The organism is Sphingopyxis sp. UBA6723 (assembly GCF_002454115.1).
Classification (GTDB): Bacteria; Pseudomonadota; Alphaproteobacteria; order Sphingomonadales; family Sphingomonadaceae; genus Sphingopyxis.
Genome location: NZ_DKIH01000009.1, coordinates 16,548 through 35,307, shown reverse-complemented (window position 1 = coordinate 35,307; position 18,760 = coordinate 16,548). Strand labels below are relative to the sequence as shown.

Below are 18,760 nucleotides of genomic sequence, written 5' to 3'. Positions count from 1 at the left end.
GGGTGACGTCGGCCCGCTCGCGGTACCGAACGGGCTGTCGCGTGTCGACATGGGCCTTCTCGGCGGGCTGGCGCTCCTTTCGGTGGCGCTGCTGTTCTGGGCCACACGCGACACGGTGCTCGCCGCCGGTTTCGCCGCCGGACTTGCGCTGGCGGTCGGTGGGGTGGTGCTGGCGCGCCGCTTGTTCCCCGCCGCCGTCGCGAGCGATGCAGCGGCGCCTGATTGGACAATGCTGCGCCAAGCGGTCAATCACGATGACGTTGCGATTGCGGTCACCGACCGCGCTGGCCGGATGGTGTGCGCGAATGATTTGTTCGGCACCTGGATGGGTGGTTTCGTTACCCCGCCCGGTCTGCCGCTTGAGGCACGCGGTGCCGATGTGCTGAAGAATGCCGGGCGCATGGCGTGGCGCGATGGTGAGGGGCGTGCCGACGGGCTCGCGATCGGGCCGCTGCAATTGCGCGCCCATGTGACGCGCACCGGGCAGGCCGAAGACTATCTTGTCTGGCGTTTTTCTGCGGTCGAGAGGCTGGATCTGGCGTCGGAAATTACCCGACACCTCGATGGCCCCGCGGGGCGTACCCTCAGCCATGCCGGGGTGATGGCGGCGCTGGTCAATGCCGAGGGGCGGCTGCGCGTCGCCAATCAGGCGTTCCTGCTCCGCGCGCTGGGCGAGGATGATGCCGGCCATTACGCTGGCCGCGATGTTGCGCCGATGCTGCGGATCGACGACGGCGGCGCGCTCTATTTCGCGCGCGAGGGCGATCGCGCCACCCCGGTGCGGATGCTGCAAATCCCGCTCGCTCCGGCCGACACCAATGGCCCCGTGCTGCTCGCGCTGCTCGACGAGGAAATGGGTCCGGCCGACCGTGGCACCGCACAGACCTATGTCGAAACCTTGCTGTCGCTTTTGCCCTTCGGCTTGGCGATGGTCGATCGCGACGGGCGCTTTCTCTATATGAACCGCGCCTTTGTGCGCGCAGCGAACCTGGGCGAGGGCAAAATGCCCCGCTATCCCGGCGACATTGTGGTCGGCGAGGATAAGGGACCGCTCGCCGACATGATCCGCCGCCACAGCAGCGGCCAGCAGGTCGGCGGCGACCTGTCGATCCGGCTGGCGGGGCAGAGCGGCGATCCGGTGTCGATGCGCGTCGTCGGGGTCCGTGGACTGGGCGAGGCGGCGGTGCTGCTCAGCCTCAAGGATTCGAGCGAGGAATCGCGGCTGAAACGCCAAGTCGCGCAGGCGTCGAAAATGCAGGCCGTGGGCCAGCTGGCCGGCGGGGTCGCGCATGATTTCAACAATATCCTGACCGCTGTTCTGGGCGCCTGCGACCTGATGCTGATGCGTCACACGCCGGGCGACAGCGACTATGACGATATCCAGCAGATCCGCAGCAACGCCAACCGCGCCGCCAGCCTGACGCGGCAACTGCTCGCCTTTTCGCGGCAACAGACGCTGCGGCCGCAGATCCTGCAACTGCCCGACGTGATTTCAGAGGTGTCGCACCTGCTCAAGCGGCTGATCGGCGAGACGGTCCAGCTGGCGGTCCATCATGGCCGCGGGCTGGGCGCGGTGCGCGCCGATCCGGGGCAGCTGGAGCAGGTGATCATCAACCTGGCGGTCAACGCGCGCGACGCAATGCCGGGCGGCGGGACGCTGACGATCGAAACCTATCCGGTATCGGCGGCGGATGTGCGCCAGATGGGCAATGAATTCATGCCGCCCGCCGATTATTGCGCGCTGAAGGTCAGCGATACCGGCACCGGCATTTCCGCCGATGTGCTGCCCAAGATTTTCGAGCCTTTCTTTACCACCAAGGATGTGGGCAAGGGGACCGGGCTGGGGCTGTCGACCGTTTACGGCATCATCAAGCAATCGGCGGGTTATATCTTTGCCGACAGCCAGCCGGGGCAGGGGACCAGCTTTTTCATCTATCTCCCCGTTCATCGCGCGGGCACCGACACGCCGGTGGTCGCGCCGCCGCCCGTCAAGCCCAAGAAAAGCCAATGGGGCACCGGCACCATCCTGCTCGTCGAGGACGAGGATATGGTGCGTGCGGTGGCCGAACGCGCGCTGACCCGCGCGGGCTATACCGTTGTCACCGCGTCACAGGGTGAGGAGGGGCTCGAACGATTTGCCCAGATGGCGGAAGTCGACCTGATCATCAGCGACGTGGTGATGCCGACGATGGACGGCCCCGCGATGGTCCGCGCGCTGCGCGCCAAGCGCCCCGACCTGCCGGTGCTGTTCATGTCGGGTTACGCCGAGGAGCAGCTCCGCCAGTCGATCAACATTGAAGATGTGGCGTTCCTGCCCAAACCTTTCTCGGTCGCGCAATTGGCCGAGGCAACTTCTGCAGCGCTGGACGAAGCCGCACATCGGGTGAAGAATGGCTGATAATTTGCGTATCCTGCTCGTCGAGGACGATGTGTTGATCGGCATGATGCTTGTCGACATGTTCGACGCGCTCGGCTTGCCAGAACCAGCGCAGGCGGCGAGCAGGGACGAGGCGCTGGCGATCATCGCGAGCGAATCATTGGGCGGCGCACTCGTCGATATCAACCTGGGCGACGAAAAGGGCTGGCCGGTTGCGGACGCGCTGGCCGAACGGGGAATTCCCTTTGCCTTCACCTCGGGCGGCGGGGACATTCTGCCGCCTGCGCACGCGCACCGCCGGCTGGTCGCCAAACCCTTTCGGATCAGCGATATCGAGGCCGCACTGGCTGAGTTTGGAGGCTGAACTTTGTCGTCACCCCTGCCGCGGCGACCGGGAAGAAATCTTTTTGTTCCACTCTTGTTCTATAAGAACAAATGCCGTACATAGGTTCAGCGTTGCGATGCTACTGTCGTCGCTCTAGAGCTGGAAGGGTACGGTAATGGCCGGACAATTGTCACTCGTCGAATCGGGGAAATCAGTGAACAACACGGACAGGCAGAAGGCGCTCGACGCCGCGCTCGCGCAGATCGATCGCGCCTTTGGCAAGGGCTCGGTGATGAAATTGGGCTCGAAGGAAGCGATGCAGGTCGAAGCGATTTCGACCGGTTCGCTCGGCCTCGACATCGCGCTCGGCGTCGGCGGCCTGCCGCGCGGCCGCGTCATCGAAATCTATGGCCCCGAAAGCTCGGGCAAGACCACGCTCGCGCTGCACTGCCTGGCCGAAGCGCAAAAGGGCGGCGGCACCGTCGCTTTCGTCGATGCCGAACATGCGCTCGACCCGGTCTATGCCCGCAAGCTCGGCGTCAATATCGACGAACTGATCGTGTCGCAGCCCGACACCGGCGAGCAGGCGCTGGAAATCGTCGATACGCTGGTGCGCTCGAATGCCATTGACGTGCTTGTCGTCGACTCGGTCGCGGCGCTCGTGCCGCGCGCCGAAATCGAAGGCGAGATGGGCGACAGCCATGTCGGCCTGCAAGCGCGTTTGATGTCGCAGTCGCTGCGCAAGCTGACCGGTTCGATCAGCCGCTCGCGCTGCATGGTGATCTTCATTAACCAGCTGCGCATGAAAATCGGCGTGATGTACGGCAACCCCGAAACCACGACCGGCGGCAATGCGCTGAAATTCTACGCGTCGGTCCGCCTCGACATCCGCCGCACTGGCCAGATCAAGAATGGCGACGAAATTGTCGGCAACACGACCAAGGTCAAGGTGGTGAAGAACAAGGTCGCACCGCCGTTCAAACAGGTCGAATTCGACATCATGTACGGGCAGGGTATTTCGAAGATCGGCGAGATCCTCGACATCGGCGTCAAGGCCGGCTTGGTCGAAAAATCGGGCGCCTGGTTCAGCTATGATTCGATCCGCATCGGCCAGGGCCGCGAAAATGCGAAGAATTTCCTCAAGGAAAATCCCGAGCTGATGGAACGGCTCGAGGCCGCGATCCGCAGCCGCACCGACGCGGTGGCCGAAGAAATGATGGTCGGTTCCGACGACGACGGCGACGACATCAACTGATCCCGATCCGATCGGTTCGCATTGGCGGGCCGATCGGGAAACGGCGGCGGGTCTTCGCCCCTTGCGCCTGCACTCCCCTCTCCCCGCAGGTGGACCCGCCGGCCGTTGACCTTTTCAGGCGTGGTTGCCTTTGGCGGTATTGCCGAAGATGTCTGCTTTGAGTGTGGTTAGCTGTCGTTCCGTCGTAGCAATCTCACCAAAAGCCACACAGCTAAGCTCACCCCCACTCCAGCCAAAATAGATGGCAAGAAAGCGTTGATCAGAATGGAGGGTCGCTGGCCGTCTCCGTAATTCCCGAGCGTGTTAATGAGCAAGAGTAAGAGGAATAGAGCAGTGCCGACCAAGCCTCCGGCGATACAGGCCCACATCCCTTCGGGCGTCGGTCCGCCTCTGTAGCTATTGTCGGGCATGCCTGAAGAATGTCAGCAAAAACGAATGACCGCAATCGGTCGTTAGCTGACGCCTTTCCATCTCCGTTCTTGTCGAGCGAAGTCGAGACACCTATCGGCCATGTTCGACGCCGAGGGGCATCTCGACTTCGCTCGATGCGAACGGGGATAGTCGGGGTGGCCGTCGACCGCACCTCATTCACGTCGGCGCCGTTATCCTGTCTCACCATCGCGATCCCTTTCGCGGTGCCTTGCGTGACCCTCGCCAACAGCTACAAGCGAGCCATGCCTGCGATCCGCCTCTTTGGCCTGCCCACCGATATCAACAGCAGCTTCGAGCGCGGCGCGGCTGCCGGGCCTGCGGCGATCCGCGCAGCGCTGTTCAGTGATCGTGGCAATATGGCGAGCGAGCTTGGCCCGGAGATCGGAGCCGACGTCGCATTCACCGATGACGGCGACCTGCCGCTGACTGAAAACACCGCGCACGACGATGCCGCGATCCGGCGGCATGTCGTGATGCTGCAAGAGGATGGCGAGGTGCCGCTGGCGCTGGGGGGCGACCATGCGGTGACCTTTCCGCTCGTCGCGGCCGCGGCGACCTGCTTCGGGCCGGTGAATATCCTCCATTTCGACGCGCACCCCGATCTCTACGATGATTTTGCGGGCAACCCGCGCAGTCATGCCTCGCCCTTCGCGCGCATCTGCGAGGCGGGTCACGCGGCACGGTTGGTGCAGGTCGGCATCCGGACGCTCAACGGTCATTGCCGCGAACAGGCGGCGCGCTTCGGGGTCGAGGTCATTCCGATGGCCAATTTCACCCCCGATCGCGTCCCCGTCCTCGACGGCCCACTCTATATCTCGATCGACCTCGACGGCATCGATCCGGCGGCGGCGCCCGGCGTCGCGCATCCCGAGCCGGGGGGGCTGACGGTGCGCGAAGTGCTGGCGGTGCTGCACAAACAGACCGCGCCAATCGTCGGCGCCGACATTGTCGAACATCACCCCGGCCGCGACGTCGGCGACGTCACCGCGATCCTCGGCGCCAAGCTGGTCCGCGAGCTGGCCGCGCTGATCGACCGAAACGGCATTTACAAGACCTGACCCCCTGAGGAGAGCATCATGACCCTGATCGTCCACCATCTGAACAACAGCCGCTCGCAGCGCATCCTGTGGCTGCTCGAGGAAATTGGCGCGCCTTATGAGATCAAATTTTACGATCGCGACGCGACAACCAATCTGGCGCCGCCTGAACTGATCGCGGTCCATCCGCTCGGCAAGTCGCCGGTGATTTCTGATGGCGAGCGGGTGATCATCGAATCGGGTGCGATCACCGAATATCTGTGCGAGCGGCATGGCGGCGGCCATCTGGTGCCCGAGCGCGGCACCGACGATCATGTCAGCCACCTCGAATGGCTGCATTTTGCCGAAGGATCGGCGATGACCCCGATCCTGCTGCGCATCTATACGTCGCGGCTGGGCGAGGTCGCGGCGCCGCTCGAACCGCGGATCAACCAGCAGCTCGACGCCCATTTCGCCTATATGGAGAGCCGCGTCGGCGACAACGGTCACTTCATTGGTGACAGCCTGTCGGCGGCGGACATCATGCTGAGCTTCCCCGCCGAGATCGCGATCATGCAGGGCATGGCGCCGCGCTACCCCAAGCTCGCCGCCTTTGTGAACGCCTGCCACGCGCGCCCCGCCTGGCAGCGCGCGCGCGAAAAGGGCGGCGCCTATTATGGCTATTGATCGAAGGCGCTGGCTGCCGTTCGCTGCGCTGGGGCTGATCGCCAGTTCGGCGGCGGCGCAGGTGCCGCCGCTCGGTCCCGAGGTCGAGCGGATTGCGACGGGCGCCGACGGTGCGGCCTTTACCGTCGCGGCGGCCGATGAAAGCGCCGCGATGGGCCGCTTCGCCGCCTACACGATGGCGCTCGCGAAGCGTGATTATGCCAGCGCCTATACGATGCTGCGGTTGTCGTTTCAGGCGGCAAACCCGCGGCTGGAATGGGAAATGAACCTGCGCAAGCGGCCGACCTTGTGGGCTGATGGCACGCTTCGCGTGCTGCGTGTCAGCTGGTACGCTGACCCTGCAGGGCAGCCGCCGGGGCTTTACGCCGCGTTTGATTTCCGCGGTGATCGCCAGGATGGCACGATGGATTGCGGCTATGTCGCGGTCCACCGCACCGCGCCCGGAGCCGACTGGACCGTCGTGCGCACCGACACCTCCGAAGTGCCTGCCGCGCTGATCGAGGAGGGGGTGCCGAAGGCCGATGTGCTGCGCCAATTGCCCTGCTATCTGGGCAAGGGGATCGCGACCGCTTTCTGATCGATTGCGGCGTTGATCGTCATCGACACGAAGCGGCTTGTCGCATGACGGCAAAGTCCCTAATTCGCGCGCATGACATCGACCAACGACATTCGCCGCTCGTTCCTCGACTATTTCGGGGGCGCCGGGCACCATATCGAGCCGTCGGCGCCGCTGGTGCCGTACAACGACCCGACGTTGATGTTCGTCAACGCCGGGATGGTGCCGTTCAAGAATGTCTTCACCGGGCTGGAAAAGCGACCGTACAGCACCGCGGTGTCGGCGCAGAAATGCGTCCGTGCGGGCGGCAAGCATAACGACCTCGACAATGTCGGCTTCACCGCGCGCCACCATACCTTCTTTGAAATGCTGGGCAATTTCTCGTTCGGCGATTATTTCAAGGAACAGGCGATCCACCATGCGTGGACGCTGATCACCAAGACCTGGGGGCTGGCGCCCGAGCGGTTGACGGTCACCGTCTATCACACCGATGACGAGGCGTTCGACCTGTGGAAGAAAATCGCCGGGCTGCCCGAAGAGCGGATCATCCGCATCGCGACCAACGACAATTTCTGGTCGATGGGCGACACCGGCCCGTGCGGGCCGTGCAGCGAAATCTTTTACGACCATGGTGACCATATCTGGGGCGGCCCGCCGGGTTCGCCCGAGGAAGACGGCGACCGCTTCGTCGAAATCTGGAACCTGGTGTTCATGCAGTATGACCAGCGGGCGCCGGGCGACCGCGTCGACCTGCCGCGGCCGAGCATCGATACCGGCATGGGGCTGGAGCGCGTTGCGGCGGTGTTGCAGGGCGTCCACGACAATTATGACACCGACACGTTCAAGGCGCTGATCGCGGCATCGGTCGACCTGACCGGCTTTCCGGCCGAGGGCGCGACGCAGGCCAGCCACCGGGTGATCGCGGACCATTTGCGCGCCTCGAGCTTCCTGGTTGCCGACGGCGTGCTGCCGTCGAACGAGGGCCGCGGTTATGTGCTGCGCCGGATCATGCGGCGCGCGATGCGCCATGCGCATCTGCTCGGCGCCAAGGATCCGCTGATGTACCGGCTGCTGCCGTCGCTGACCGCCGAGATGGGCGCCGCCTACCCCGAGCTGATCCGCGCCCAGCCGCTGATCGCCGAGACGCTGGAGCGCGAAGAAACCAAGTTCCGCCAGACGCTCGACAAGGGGCTGCGGCTGCTCGACGAGGCGACGGTCGGGATGGGCGCGGGGGCGACCTTGCCTGGCGAGGTGGCGTTCAAGCTCTACGACACCTATGGCTTCCCCTATGACCTGACCGAAGATGCGCTGCGCACGCAGGACATTGCGGTCGATCGTGCGGGTTTCGATGCGGCGATGGCGCAGCAGAAGGCGGCGGCGCGCGCGGCGTGGAAGGGTAGCGGGCAAAAGGCGTCGGAGGAAATCTGGTTCGACCTGGCCGAAACCAATGGGAGCACCGAGTTCACGGGATATGGCGCGACGGTGGGCGAGGGTCAGGTGATCGCGCTGGTCAAGGATGGCGTTCAGGTCGATGTCGCGCAGGCGGGCGACGAGCTGGTCGTGCTGACCAACCAGACGCCCTTTTACGGCGAAAGCGGCGGCCAGATGGGTGACAGCGGCACGATCGCGACGCTGGGCGGTGCAAAGGCGTCGGTCAGCGACACCGGCAAGCCGCTGGGGCGGCTGCACGCGCATCAGGCGAAGCTGGAGGCGGGGACGCTGAAGGTCGGCGATACGGTGCAACTGACCGTCGATGCCGAACGCCGCGACCGCATCCGCGCCAATCACAGCGCGACGCATCTGCTGCATGCGGCGCTCCGCAATCGGCTGGGCGGGCATGTGACGCAGAAGGGCAGCCTGGTCGCCGAGGATCGCTTCCGCTTCGACTTCTCGCATCCCAAGGCGCTGACGCCCGAAGAGATTGCCGATGTCGAGGCGGATGTGAATGCGCAGATCCGCGGTAACGAGGCGGTGACGACACGGCTGATGACCCCCGACGATGCCGTCGCGGCGGGCGCGCTGGCGCTGTTCGGCGAGAAATATGGCGACGAAGTGCGCGTGCTGAGCATGGGCAAGGCGACCGACAATCATTATTCGGTCGAGCTGTGCGGCGGGACGCATGTGCGGGCGCTGGGCGACATTGCGTTGCTCAAGATCATCAGCGAGTCGGCGGTGTCGTCGGGTGTGCGGCGTATCGAAGCGCTGACCGGCGAAGCCGCGCGAACATGGTTGAACGGGCGCGACGAGGCACTGAAGGCGGCGGCGGCGGCGCTCAAGACCTCGCCCGACGAGGTTCCTGCGCGGGTTGCGCAGCTGGCCGAGGCGCTGAAGAAGGCCGAGCGCGAGCTCGCTGATGCAAAGAAGGCGCTCGCGATCCGCGGCGGTGGCGGCGCGACTGGGCCTGCTGTTGAAAAGATTGGCGACACGGCGTTCATCGCGCAGGTCGTCGACGGGCTCGATCCCAAGGAATTGCGCGGCACCGTCGACGGGCTGAAGAAGCAGGTCGGCCGCGGCGTCGCGATGCTCGTTGCGGTCAACGACGGACGCGCTTCGGTCGCGGTCGGGGTGACCGAGGGTGTGGCCCATAATGCCGTCGATCTCGTCAAGCTCGCGGTTGCGGCGCTCGGCGGACAGGGCGGCGGCGGGCGGCCGGACATGGCGCAAGGCGGCGGTCCCGACGGCGGCGCGGCGGATGCGGCGGTGGCCGCGGTCAAAGCCGCGCTCGCTTGAAACCGACCAAGAAGACGCGGCGCACCGATCATGCCGAACGGCTGATCACGGCGCCGCTGGTCGATGTCTTTTCGGCCTTCACCAGCGAGGCCAAGCTCGCGCAATGGTTGCCGCCAGAAGGGGCGACGGGCGAATTTGAGCATGTCGACCTGCGGCCAGGCGGCGGCTTTCTGATGCGGCTGACCTTCGACGATGCCGATGTCGAGACCAAGAGCGACGATGATGGCGATATCGTCGAGGTCTATATTCCGACGCTCGACGACGGTCGCCTGATCGTGTGGGAGGTCGAGTTCGTGTCCGACGACCCGCGCTTTTCCGGGACGATGGCGATGCACTGGTATTTGTCGCGGCAGGGCGGCGGGACGCTGGTGACGATCGACGCGCATCATGTGCCGCCGGGGATTTCGGCGAAGGACCATGTGGCGGGGTTGAATTCATCGCTGGCGAATTTGGCTGCCGTGGTGGAAAGCTAGCGCCGTCCTTCAAGGCGTGTGTCCCCGCGAAGGCGGGGACCCATCTCCTGCCGGTTCAAAATAGCGCCGACCGGAGATGGGCCCCTGCCTTCGCAGGGGCACGGCGGCTTTTTGCGCGGTGCTTGTTCAACTCTCCACCCCCTTCGCTTTCCCCCATGCCCGCGCCGCCGTGTACCCCAGATACCCCGTGCCAAAGAGCGCGTAGAGCGGCTCTGGAATGCCCGCGAGATAGGCGTTCATCCCTTCTGCGATGCCCTTCGCCATGTCGGGCCGCGCCGCGGCGATCAGGCCCATCGGGATGGCCCACAGCAGCAGCGCATACATGACATAGAGGAAGCTCGGCCGCGCGCGGCTGGTCCACGGGTCGGCGCTGTTCGCCTCGGCGACGATCGCGGTCATGCGGGTGCGGATCGCTTCCATTTCCTGGCTGCCTTCCAGCTTGAGCAGTTCCAGCTTGGCGCGGTCGCGTGCTTCGGGGTCAGGAATAATCTTGTCAATCAGCTTGGCGATCGGGCCGATCAGGCCTTCGATAATGCTCATTTCGATGCTCCTATATGTTCAAAGTTCAGGGAAGTTCAGCCCAACGGCGCGTTGCGCAGCATCAGTGCGGGCCGATCCGGTTCGCCAGCCAGCCGTAGAGAAAGGCTTCCTGGCTGGGGCGGCGTTCGGCGAGCGCGATGTAGCGCTCGCCCTGCAGCGCCTCCATCGCGCGCAGCAGCACGGTCTCGCCGCCGGCGCCGCGGGCGCGCAAAAAGGCGTCGAGCGCCGACAAGGTGCGCGGCCCGATCTCGCGATCGACCGCGATGTCGGGATAGTCGCGCGCGGCGCGGTTGAGCGCATTGAGCGCGCGCTGAAGGAAGCCGATTGCGACGGCGGTGCCCATGTTGACGCCGGTGTCGAACAATTCGGCGGCGATCTGGGGCGCGCGGAGTGCCACCCGGTCGAAGCCGGGACGCAGCCAATAGATGCGGCGATAGATGGCCGCAGCGGTTGCGCGTGGCAAGTCGCGCATCGCGCCGTCATACCCCTGCGCGCGCGCCACCGCCTCGGTAATGCCCCAGCAGGTCGGGCCGCCGCGGTCGGCGGGATGGTTTACATATCGCCCTTCGCGGTCGATGACGGCATCGATCAACGCGTCGGGGTCGAGAGGCCGGGGGTCGGATTTTGGCATGATTCGCTCCTGTGGTTTGATATGCTGACAGAACGAACCATATTGGAACATTGTAGGAAAGGCTTTTCTTCATGCGGGCATTGCAGGTGCGCGAATTGCTGTCCGATCATGCCGGGGCCGGGGTGTCGGATATTCCGGTGCCGCAGCCGGGACCGGGCGAGGTGCGGGTGCGGGTCCGCGCGGCGGCGGTGAATTTCCCTGACCTGTTGATGACGCGCGGTGCATATCAGTTGAAACCCGACCTGCCGTTCGTGTCGGGGCTGGAGTTTGCGGGCGAAGTCGATGCGCTGGGCGAGGGGGTCGGCGATTGGCAGCTTGGCGACGCGGTGGTCGGCGGCAACCGGTTTGGGGCGATGGCCGAGCAGTGCGTGGTGCCCGCGGCGGCGCTGCGCGTGAAACCCGAGCAGCTGACGTGGGAGGAAGCCGCGGCCTATCCGGTCGCGTATCTGACCGCTTATGTCGCGCTGGTCCGCTGCGCGCGGATTGAGGCGGGCGAGTGGCTGCTGGTGCATGGCGCGGCGGGGGGCGTCGGGCTGGCGGCGGTTGATCTGGGCAAAGCGATGGGCGCGCGGGTAATCGCGGCGGCGAGCAGCGCCGCCAAGCGGGAGACGATCGTCCGGCTTTATGCGCCCGACGCGGTGATCGATGGCGGGCCGGGGTTTCGCGAGCGGGTGAAGGCGTTGACCGGCGGGGCGGGGGCAGATGTGATCTTCGATCCGGTTGGCGGCGATATATTCGACGAATCGACGCGCTGCATCGCATTTGGCGGGCGCTTGCTGGTGATCGGCTTTGCGTCGGGGCGCATTCCGGAAGTCTCGGTGAACATGCCGTTGATCAAGGGATTTTCGGTCGTGGGGGTGCGCGCGGGCGAATATGGCCGCCGCTTTCCGGATCGCGGGGCGGAAAATGTCGCGGCGATCGACGCGCTGGCCGCGGCGGGGACGATCCGCCCGCACGTCCATGCCGCGCTGGACCTCGCCGACTGGCGCACCGCCTTTGCGATGCTGGAGCGGCGCGAGGTGGTCGGCAAGGTTGTGCTGAAACCGTGACGAACCGAAACGGCTTGCCATAGTTTTGCGACGTCCAAGCTGTCATGTCGGCGCCGGGGCATTCCGGCGACGTTGCCGACCATGACCAAAAGGATTGAATATGCAGAAATTGACGATGACGGCCGCGGCGATCGCCCTGGCCATCCCGGCGCTGGCCACCGCGCAGCCCAGGCCCGACGACGGCCGCCTGTTCGCGATGCTCGACACCAATGGCGACGGGAAGCTCGACAAGGCTGAGATCACCAAAATGGCCGAAATGCGTGCGCAGCGTCAGGGCGATCCGACGATGGCCTCGCCGGAAAAAGTCGATGCCTTTATCAAGCATGTCGATGCCAACGGCGACGGCGTGATCGACAAGGCGGAAATCGCCGCGATGCGCGACGCCCGCGCGTCGGCGCCGCCGGCGGAGGCGCCTGCGGGCGCGGATTGAGCGTGCGTGCGGGCGGCGGCTGGGGCCGCTGCCCGCTGGGAACGGCCTGCGGTTTATGCGGCGCTGCCCGGAAGAAGCTTTCATTGCGAGCAACCGATCAGGGCTGCGCCATTTGGCGATGCCTGACAGCAGCCGTTCGGTCGGGGCATATTGCAACCGCTTTGCGCCTTCGACTCCCCGTTCACGCGAAGACGCAACGGCCCATGAAAGTCGCGCTGCTGGAGGTTCCGGCCAAACGGATCGCGTGTAGCGATAATTGGTAGTCTAGATTCAGACCATGGCGCGAATACCCCGCCGAGGGTTATGGTTTCAGATACTGGCTGGGTGGAACGCCGAAGGCGCGCCGAAACATCGCCGCGAAGCCGCTGGGGCTGTCGTAACCGACCTCATAAGTGACCTGAGTGATCGACGCTCCGGTGGCAAGGAGCGAGAGCGCCTCCATCAACCGCACTTGCTGGCGCCACACTGCGAGCCCCATGCCGGTTTCCTGCTTGAAGCTGCGTGTGAAGGTGCGTCGCCCCATCGCGGCCAGGTTGGCCCAGTCGTCGATATCGCGCGGGTCCGACGGGTCGCCGAGGATAGCGTTGCAGACGCGCAGCAAGCGCGGGTCGGACGGCATCGACACCTGGTAGGGCGCATTGGGCATCCGTTCGATCTCGTCGAGCAACAGTCCGATCAGGCGCCCTTCGCGGCCTGCGATGTCGTAAAGTGGCGGAAAATCGACGACTTCGAGGATCAGCGATTTTAGGAGGTTCGATACTTCAAATACGCGGCATATCCGCGCTTCCTCCCCCGGCGCGCTTGGCAGGTACAGGGTGCGGAGCGACACCGGGCCGCGGCATGCGACTTCGTGGCGCATACCCGCGGGCAGCCAGACCGCGCGTTGCGGCGGGATGACAAAGCTGGTTTCGGGGGTGCGCACCGACATGACTCCGGCCGAGGCGTAGAGAATCTGGACATGGTCGTGGCTGTGCATCGGATCGACGAAGCCGGCGGGATATTCATCCTGCAGCGCGATGACCGGGCGATCGAACGAAAGAACGTCGACGCTGTGTTTCATGGCCCATTCTCCACAAATATCAGCTGAACCGATCCTATAGGCCGCATCGGCGACTGGCCAGCGGCAATCGGGCTAATGGCCTGCGTCATGTGGTGTTTGGCCCGAACGGTCGATAGGAAAACGGCGTCAAAAGCTATCAGGATGGAAAGAAGCGCTCCGGGGAAGGAATATCGAGGATGTCGAACGGCTTGAATGCCATGCAGGACGACTTGGTCGACCCCGATATCCGGCGTTTCGTCGTGGCGATCAACGCCGCCTACGTCACCCACGCCGCGCCGCCCGGATCGGAGATGTCAACGCGTCGCGCGGTCGCCGAGCGGGTCCGAAAGCCGTGGCGCGAGGGCGGCCCGATGATGGCCGAAAGCGTCGATATGGACATGAACGGCATCCGCCTGCGGCTGCACCGCCCGGTGGCGGACGCGGTGCTGCCGGTGATGCTGTATATTCACGGTGGCGGCTGGACCCTGTTCAGCATCGACACCCATGACCGGATAATGCGTGAATATGCGGCACGCGCGGGCATCGCGGTGGTCGGCATCGATTACAGCCTGTCACCCGAGCACAAGTTTCCGGTGGCGCTGAACGAATGTTCGGCGGCGCTCGACTGGATCGCGGCGAACGCGGCGCGGCTGGGTCTCGACGCCGAGCGAGTGTTGATCGGCGGCGATTCGGCGGGCGCCAACCTGTCGGTCGCGACCTGTTTGCTGCGCCGTGACGCGGGCCGGTCGCTGCCCGCCGCGATGATCCTCAACTACGGCGCCTTTGCGCCCGAACATACGCCGAGCTATGCCCGTTTCGGACAGGGCGACTATTCGCTTGAGGCGGATGAGATGGATATATTCTGGGACAATTATGTTGCCGACCCGGCGCAGCTTGCCAATCCGCTCGTTGCGCCGCTGCGCGCTGATCTCACCGCCCTCCCGCCCGCCTTCCTCGCAATCGCCGAGTGCGACATCCTGGCCGATTGCAACCACAGCTTCGCCGCGCGGCTGACCGAGGCGGGCGTTGCTGTGAAAAGCCAGGTCTATGCGGGGGCGACGCACAGTTTTCTCGAAGCCATGTCGATTGCGCCGCTCGCGTCGCGCGCGCTCGACGATCAGGCGGCGTGGATCGGCAGGACGATCGGGCATGTCGCACCCGTTTGATCCGCGCGATCCCGCCGACAGCGCGCGGCTGATCGCCGATCATCCGCTCGGCTGGCTGGTATCACACCAGTTTAACGCCAGCCCGTTGCCGCTGCTCGCGGAGACCGGCGAAGATGGCAGCGTCGCCGCGCTGTTCGGTCACTGCGCGCGCGGTAACCCGCTGGTCGCCGATTTTCGCGCCGATCCGCTCGGCTTGATCCTCTTCAACGGTCCCGCGGCCTATGTTTCACCGTCGCTGGTCTCAAAGCCCGACTGGGCGCCGACCTGGAATTATGCGGTGCTGCGCTACCGGGTCGAGGTCGAATTTGTCGGCGACGAAACCAAAGACGCAATCGAACACCTCGTTTCGGCGATGGAAGGCAGTAGCTGGTCGACCGATCGCCTCGGGGCGCGCTATGCGCCGATGCTGAAACAGATCATCGCCTTTCGCGCCCATGTCCGCAGCGCCGAACCCGTTTTCAAGCTCGGCCAGGATGAAAGCGCGCAGGGCTTCGCCGAAATCGTCGCGCGCCACCCCGACCCGGCGCTCGCGGCATGGATGGAAGGACAGGCAAAAAAGTGAAGCTATTCTTCGACGACCGCCAAGCGAAGCATGCCCCCGAACGCGAGCTCCACAATGGCGAGTTCGTCCCATACGCCGAAAATATCGAGCGGCCGCGTGCCATCGTCGCGGCTTTGCCCGACTGGCAGCCGGTGCGAGATTTCGGCATGGCGCCGCTGCTCGCGGTGCATGACGCCGACTATCTGGCCTTCCTCGAACGCGCGTGGGACGGCTGGCAAGCGGCCGGGCGCAAGGGCGATGCGATCGGCTACAGCTTTCCGGTGGTGCGGCGACGGCCGCTGAAATTCGGCCGGATCGACGCCGACATCGGCGCCTACAGTTTCGATGCCTCGACGCCGATTGCCGCCGGAACCTGGGAATCCGCCTATTGGTCGGCACAGTGCGCGCTGACCGCGCTCGATCAGTTGAAGGCAGGCGACCGCCACGCGTTTGCATTGTGCCGCCCGCCCGGCCACCATGCGGGCCGCGATTATATGGGCGGCTATTGCTACCTCAACAACGCCGCGATCGCTGCGCGCCGGGCGGATGCGCTGGGGCTTGGGCCGGTCGCGATCCTCGATGTCGATTATCACCATGGCAACGGCACGCAGGACATTTTCTACGAGGACGGCGGTGTCTTCTTCGCTTCGATCCACGCCGACCCGGTGACCGATTATCCCTTTTACTGGGGCCATGCCGACGAGCGCGGCGAAGGGCCGGGCGAAGGAACGACGCTCAATCTGCCGCTGCCGCGCGGCACAAACGGCGCTGCCTATCGTCCGGCGCTTGACACGGCGCTTGGCGCGATTGCCGATTGGGGCGCTAGATGCCTGATCGTTTCATTCGGGGCCGATACCCACAGCAACGACCCGATTTCCAGCTTCAAACTGGAACGCCCCGATTATGTCGAGATGGCGGCAGCGATCGCGGCGCTCGATCTGCCGACATTGGTCGTGATGGAGGGCGGCTATGCCGTCGGCGACTTAGGGCTGAACGTCGCGGCGTTTCTATCGGGGTTCTGAGTATATCCTCCCTGTGGCGAAGCCATGGGGAGGGGGACNNGCGCCAAAGCCCCTCCGTCAGCCCGTTGGGCTGCCACCTCCCCATCGCTTCGCGACAGGGAGGAAATCAACTTCAATCGAGGCTTAATCTCAAGCTCGCCCCGATCGTGCGCGGGCGGGTGACCGATCCTGCGAACGAGAAGGGGGCGTTGAGGATGCCGTACTGGTTGAACAGATTCTTGGCGAACAATCCCAGTTCGATCCGATCCGCAACGGTGAAGGCTGCGTTGAGATCGACGATGTGAAAATCGCCTTTCTCAAGCGTCGCGCCAAAGGCCACCGGTGCCGCCGAAAGATAGCGGTGCGCGATGCCGACGCGCGGCTTCATCGGTGAATCGGGGAAATTGAGGTCGATGCTGTTGGCCAGGATCCAGTCCGACGCCCCCGGCAACCGCGTCCCCTTCGCATAGCCGCCGCCGGGCGCAAAGCTGTCGGGAAGCAGCTGCGACAAGCGCGCGTCGTTATACGAGATATTCGACGCAAAGCTCAGATTGCGCGTCGGGCGAAGCGTCAGGCTGATCTCGACCCCATCGACGTCGGCGCCGCCGCCATTGACGGTATAGGCGTTGAAATCGCCGGGGGTGAAAAGGCGCGCCTGCACATTGTCCCAATCGATATGATAGGCGGTGACATCGACGGTTAGGGTCTTGTCGATCAGGTCGAAGCGCGTCCCGATTTCGAAATTCTTCGTCGTGTCGCTTTCGAAGCGGAGCGGCAGGCCCGGCGTCGCCGCGGAATAGACGTTGATGCCGCCGATACGGAAACCTTCGGAATAGAGGCCATAGACCATGACATCGTCATTGGGCTTCCAGGTCAGCGACACCTTGGGAATGAAATCCGAATCCTTGCTCGCCGCAGGCGCATAATCAAAGGGCGCGATCAGGTTCGCATTGGGCAGATATTGCAGCCGCGGGCGCGAACGATATTCGAACAGACGGCCGCCGAGCGTCAGCGTCAGCGTATCGACGATGTCGAACGACGCCTCGCCAAAGACCGCTTTTTCGGTGACGCGGTTGCTGCTGACGGTGCGTGTGGCCAGATCGCCCGGCGCCAGCGTGTCGCCCGACTGGCCGCCGAACATTCCGGGATTGGCATCGATATAATCGCCGATTCCCTCGATGAAGGTGCCGTCGGTGTTGCTGGAGCGCAGCCGCGTATAGTTGGCGCCAAGCAGCCAGCGAAACCGGCCGCCATCGGGCGAGGCCAGCCGCAGTTCGGCATAGTCGGTTTTCGACTTGCCCCGGCTGCTCGCGAGTTCGGGCGTATTGGTGCGCGGATCGTTGCCGCCAAAGATCGAATTGTCGAAGGCCAGATTGGCGTTCTTTTCGGTATAGCTGCCGACCGCAGTGAGGGTGGCAAAGCCCAGATCCTGTTCAAGCCGCAGGCTGTGCAGCATGAAATCGGTGTCCTGAAACTCGGCGACGTTAGTTGCGCGGTCAAAGGTTTTGGGCGGGCCGAACAATACATAGGTCTGATCGTCGAGATCATATTCCTGGTACATGCTGAGCGCCGAGAGGCGCGTGCTGTCGGTCGGGGTGAAGACGATCGAACCGCGCAGACCGCGGACGCGTAAATCATTGCTGCCGTTTTCGCCGAGCAATGTGTTGTCGAGATAGCCGGCATCGACGCGCTGGAGCGCGACGAGGCGAACCGCCAGCTTGTCGGTCACGATCGGCAGGTTGACCATCGCCTTGGCGGCATAGCTGACCTCACCGGCACCCTTGGTCGTGGCCAGCTGGCCTTCGGCGCCGATATCGAAGCCGCCGGGGTCGGCCTCGTTGACGACATAGTTGATCGCGCCGCCCAGCGACGACGAACCGAACAAGGTGCCCTGCGGCCCGCGCAGCACCTCGACGCGGCTGACGTCAAAGCTGTCGACGTCGGGGATGACAAGCGGGAAGCCCGGCTCGATCAGTGGGATTTCGTTGAGATAATAACCGGTCGTCGCCTGGTTGGCCTCGTGATAGGTGGTCGACGCGATGCCGCGGATGACGACTTCGGACACGCCCGGCTGGTAATCATTGAACACGACGCCGGGGACGCGGGTGATGTAGTCGGAAAGGCTCTGAGCGTTGAGTTTCTGCAACGTCGCTTCGCTGACCGCCGCGACCGAACCCGCTACGTCGCGGACCGACTGTTCGCGCTTGGCCGCGGTGACGACGATTTCGCTGTCATCGGTCGCCGCTGTTGCCGCGCCCTGCGCCATGGCGCCTGAGCCCTGCGTGAGAGCCAGCACCGAAATGCTGCAGATTACGACGCGCTTTATGGCTGCTATGGACATGCTTGCCTCCCTGATCGCGATTGCGATGCAATTCCGAAGGTCAAACTATCAGGTTCCAATCGCGTGTCGGCGAGGGTCGGGCCAGAATCGCACCGTATCGGGCCACTGATCGGCAGCACCCGTGCGCGGTGCCGTCGGCGATTTGCCCGATCGCTGGATTGGCGGGCCTGA

17 protein-coding genes are annotated in these 18,760 nt (G+C 64.6%); 13 read left to right on the top strand and 4 right to left on the bottom strand.

Annotated features, from left to right (window positions below; translation table 11 throughout):
- The first annotated feature begins 49 nt into the window (after positions 1–49).
- From B4F07_RS06340 to B4F07_RS06305, 8 genes are all read left to right on the top strand, one after another.
- Positions 50–2,398: a hybrid sensor histidine kinase/response regulator gene (locus tag B4F07_RS06340; RefSeq protein ID WP_293703408.1), complete on the top strand. Its 2,349-nt coding sequence runs from the start codon at positions 50–52 to the stop codon at positions 2,396–2,398.
- Positions 2,391–2,741 (top strand): response regulator, encoded by a 351-nt coding sequence (locus B4F07_RS06335; RefSeq protein WP_293703334.1) that lies wholly within the window; start codon positions 2,391–2,393, stop codon positions 2,739–2,741. The genes B4F07_RS06340 and B4F07_RS06335 overlap by 8 nt, the downstream gene beginning before the upstream one ends.
- A 136-nt stretch (positions 2,742–2,877) precedes the next feature.
- Positions 2,878–3,957 (top strand): recombinase RecA, encoded by a 1,080-nt coding sequence (recA, locus tag B4F07_RS06330; protein ID WP_293703335.1) that lies wholly within the window; start codon positions 2,878–2,880, stop codon positions 3,955–3,957.
- 674 nt (positions 3,958–4,631) lie between these two features.
- On the top strand, positions 4,632–5,447 hold the full coding sequence (speB, locus tag B4F07_RS06325) for an agmatinase (RefSeq protein ID WP_293703337.1): 816 nt from the start codon (positions 4,632–4,634) through the stop codon (positions 5,445–5,447).
- A gap of 18 nt (positions 5,448–5,465) precedes the next feature.
- Positions 5,466–6,092, top strand: coding sequence for a glutathione S-transferase family protein (locus B4F07_RS06320; RefSeq protein ID WP_293703339.1), 627 nt, complete (start codon positions 5,466–5,468; stop codon positions 6,090–6,092).
- The gene (locus B4F07_RS06315) at positions 6,082–6,669 is read left to right on the top strand and encodes a hypothetical protein (protein ID WP_293703341.1); all 588 of its coding nucleotides are present in this window, start codon (positions 6,082–6,084) and stop codon (positions 6,667–6,669) included. Before B4F07_RS06320 ends, B4F07_RS06315 begins: the two co-directional genes overlap by 11 nt.
- A gap of 72 nt (positions 6,670–6,741) precedes the next feature.
- Positions 6,742–9,378, top strand: a complete 2,637-nt coding sequence (gene alaS, locus B4F07_RS06310) for an alanine--tRNA ligase (RefSeq protein ID WP_293703344.1) — start codon at positions 6,742–6,744, stop codon at positions 9,376–9,378.
- Positions 9,375–9,851, top strand: coding sequence for an SRPBCC family protein (locus tag B4F07_RS06305; protein WP_293703347.1), 477 nt, complete (start codon positions 9,375–9,377; stop codon positions 9,849–9,851). Before alaS ends, B4F07_RS06305 begins: the two co-directional genes overlap by 4 nt.
- Positions 9,852–9,977: 126 nt before the next feature.
- On the opposite strand, the gene B4F07_RS06300 is transcribed toward B4F07_RS06305, so the two are convergent.
- Positions 9,978–10,391: a holin family protein gene (locus B4F07_RS06300; protein ID WP_215351542.1), complete on the bottom strand. Its 414-nt coding sequence runs from the start codon at positions 10,389–10,391 to the stop codon at positions 9,978–9,980.
- Positions 10,392–10,452: 61 nt separating this feature from the next.
- On the bottom strand, positions 10,453–11,022 hold the full coding sequence (locus tag B4F07_RS06295; protein ID WP_293703354.1) for a glycoside hydrolase family 108 protein: 570 nt from the start codon (positions 11,020–11,022) through the stop codon (positions 10,453–10,455).
- 71 nt (positions 11,023–11,093) lie between these two features.
- On the opposite strand from B4F07_RS06295, the gene B4F07_RS06290 reads away from it, so the two are divergent.
- The gene (locus B4F07_RS06290) at positions 11,094–12,071 is read left to right on the top strand and encodes an NADPH:quinone oxidoreductase family protein (RefSeq protein WP_293703356.1); all 978 of its coding nucleotides are present in this window, start codon (positions 11,094–11,096) and stop codon (positions 12,069–12,071) included.
- 115 nt (positions 12,072–12,186) lie between these two features.
- Positions 12,187–12,501, top strand: a complete 315-nt coding sequence (locus B4F07_RS06285; RefSeq protein WP_293703358.1) for an EF-hand domain-containing protein — start codon at positions 12,187–12,189, stop codon at positions 12,499–12,501.
- Between the two features lie 301 nt (positions 12,502–12,802).
- On the opposite strand, the gene B4F07_RS06280 is transcribed toward B4F07_RS06285, so the two are convergent.
- Positions 12,803–13,561 (bottom strand): AraC family transcriptional regulator, encoded by a 759-nt coding sequence (locus B4F07_RS06280; RefSeq protein WP_293703361.1) that lies wholly within the window; start codon positions 13,559–13,561, stop codon positions 12,803–12,805.
- A gap of 176 nt (positions 13,562–13,737) precedes the next feature.
- On the opposite strand from B4F07_RS06280, the gene B4F07_RS06275 reads away from it, so the two are divergent.
- Genes B4F07_RS06275 through B4F07_RS06265 form a run of 3 tightly spaced genes read left to right on the top strand, consistent with a single transcriptional unit; the run spans position 13,738 to position 16,269 of the window.
- A complete protein-coding gene (locus tag B4F07_RS06275; RefSeq protein ID WP_293703364.1) occupies positions 13,738–14,706 on the top strand; it encodes an alpha/beta hydrolase in 969 nt (322 codons plus the stop codon).
- Positions 14,690–15,268 (top strand): FMN-binding negative transcriptional regulator, encoded by a 579-nt coding sequence (locus tag B4F07_RS06270; protein WP_293703367.1) that lies wholly within the window; start codon positions 14,690–14,692, stop codon positions 15,266–15,268. The genes B4F07_RS06275 and B4F07_RS06270 overlap by 17 nt, the downstream gene beginning before the upstream one ends.
- Complete coding sequence (locus B4F07_RS06265; RefSeq protein WP_293703370.1) at positions 15,265–16,269, top strand: histone deacetylase family protein; 1,005 nt, start codon at positions 15,265–15,267, stop codon at positions 16,267–16,269. Before B4F07_RS06270 ends, B4F07_RS06265 begins: the two co-directional genes overlap by 4 nt.
- Positions 16,270–16,381: 112 nt before the next feature.
- On the opposite strand, the gene B4F07_RS06260 is transcribed toward B4F07_RS06265, so the two are convergent.
- Positions 16,382–18,589 carry a TonB-dependent receptor gene (locus B4F07_RS06260; RefSeq protein WP_293704650.1) on the bottom strand — a complete coding sequence of 736 codons (2,208 nt, stop codon included), beginning with the start codon at positions 18,587–18,589 and terminating at the stop codon, positions 16,382–16,384.
- Positions 18,590–18,760: the final 171 nt, after the last annotated feature.

Coding starts and splice junctions, on each gene's coding strand:
- B4F07_RS06340 (WP_293703408.1), top strand. CDS start 50: ATGGGCCTTCTCGGCGGGCTGGCGCTCCTTTCGGTGGCGCTGCTGTTC.
- B4F07_RS06335 (WP_293703334.1), top strand. CDS start 2,391: ATGGCTGATAATTTGCGTATCCTGCTCGTCGAGGACGATGTGTTGATC.
- recA (WP_293703335.1), top strand. CDS start 2,878: ATGGCCGGACAATTGTCACTCGTCGAATCGGGGAAATCAGTGAACAAC.
- speB (WP_293703337.1), top strand. CDS start 4,632: ATGCCTGCGATCCGCCTCTTTGGCCTGCCCACCGATATCAACAGCAGC.
- B4F07_RS06320 (WP_293703339.1), top strand. CDS start 5,466: ATGACCCTGATCGTCCACCATCTGAACAACAGCCGCTCGCAGCGCATC.
- B4F07_RS06315 (WP_293703341.1), top strand. CDS start 6,082: ATGGCTATTGATCGAAGGCGCTGGCTGCCGTTCGCTGCGCTGGGGCTG.
- alaS (WP_293703344.1), top strand. CDS start 6,742: ATGACATCGACCAACGACATTCGCCGCTCGTTCCTCGACTATTTCGGG.
- B4F07_RS06300 (WP_215351542.1), bottom strand. CDS start 10,391: ATGAGCATTATCGAAGGCCTGATCGGCCCGATCGCCAAGCTGATTGAC.
- B4F07_RS06295 (WP_293703354.1), bottom strand. CDS start 11,022: ATGCCAAAATCCGACCCCCGGCCTCTCGACCCCGACGCGTTGATCGAT.
- B4F07_RS06290 (WP_293703356.1), top strand. CDS start 11,094: ATGCGGGCATTGCAGGTGCGCGAATTGCTGTCCGATCATGCCGGGGCC.
- B4F07_RS06285 (WP_293703358.1), top strand. CDS start 12,187: ATGACGGCCGCGGCGATCGCCCTGGCCATCCCGGCGCTGGCCACCGCG.
- B4F07_RS06280 (WP_293703361.1), bottom strand. CDS start 13,561: ATGAAACACAGCGTCGACGTTCTTTCGTTCGATCGCCCGGTCATCGCG.
- B4F07_RS06275 (WP_293703364.1), top strand. CDS start 13,738: ATGTCGAACGGCTTGAATGCCATGCAGGACGACTTGGTCGACCCCGAT.
- B4F07_RS06270 (WP_293703367.1), top strand. CDS start 14,690: ATGTCGCACCCGTTTGATCCGCGCGATCCCGCCGACAGCGCGCGGCTG.
- B4F07_RS06260 (WP_293704650.1), bottom strand. CDS start 18,589: ATGTCCATAGCAGCCATAAAGCGCGTCGTAATCTGCAGCATTTCGGTG.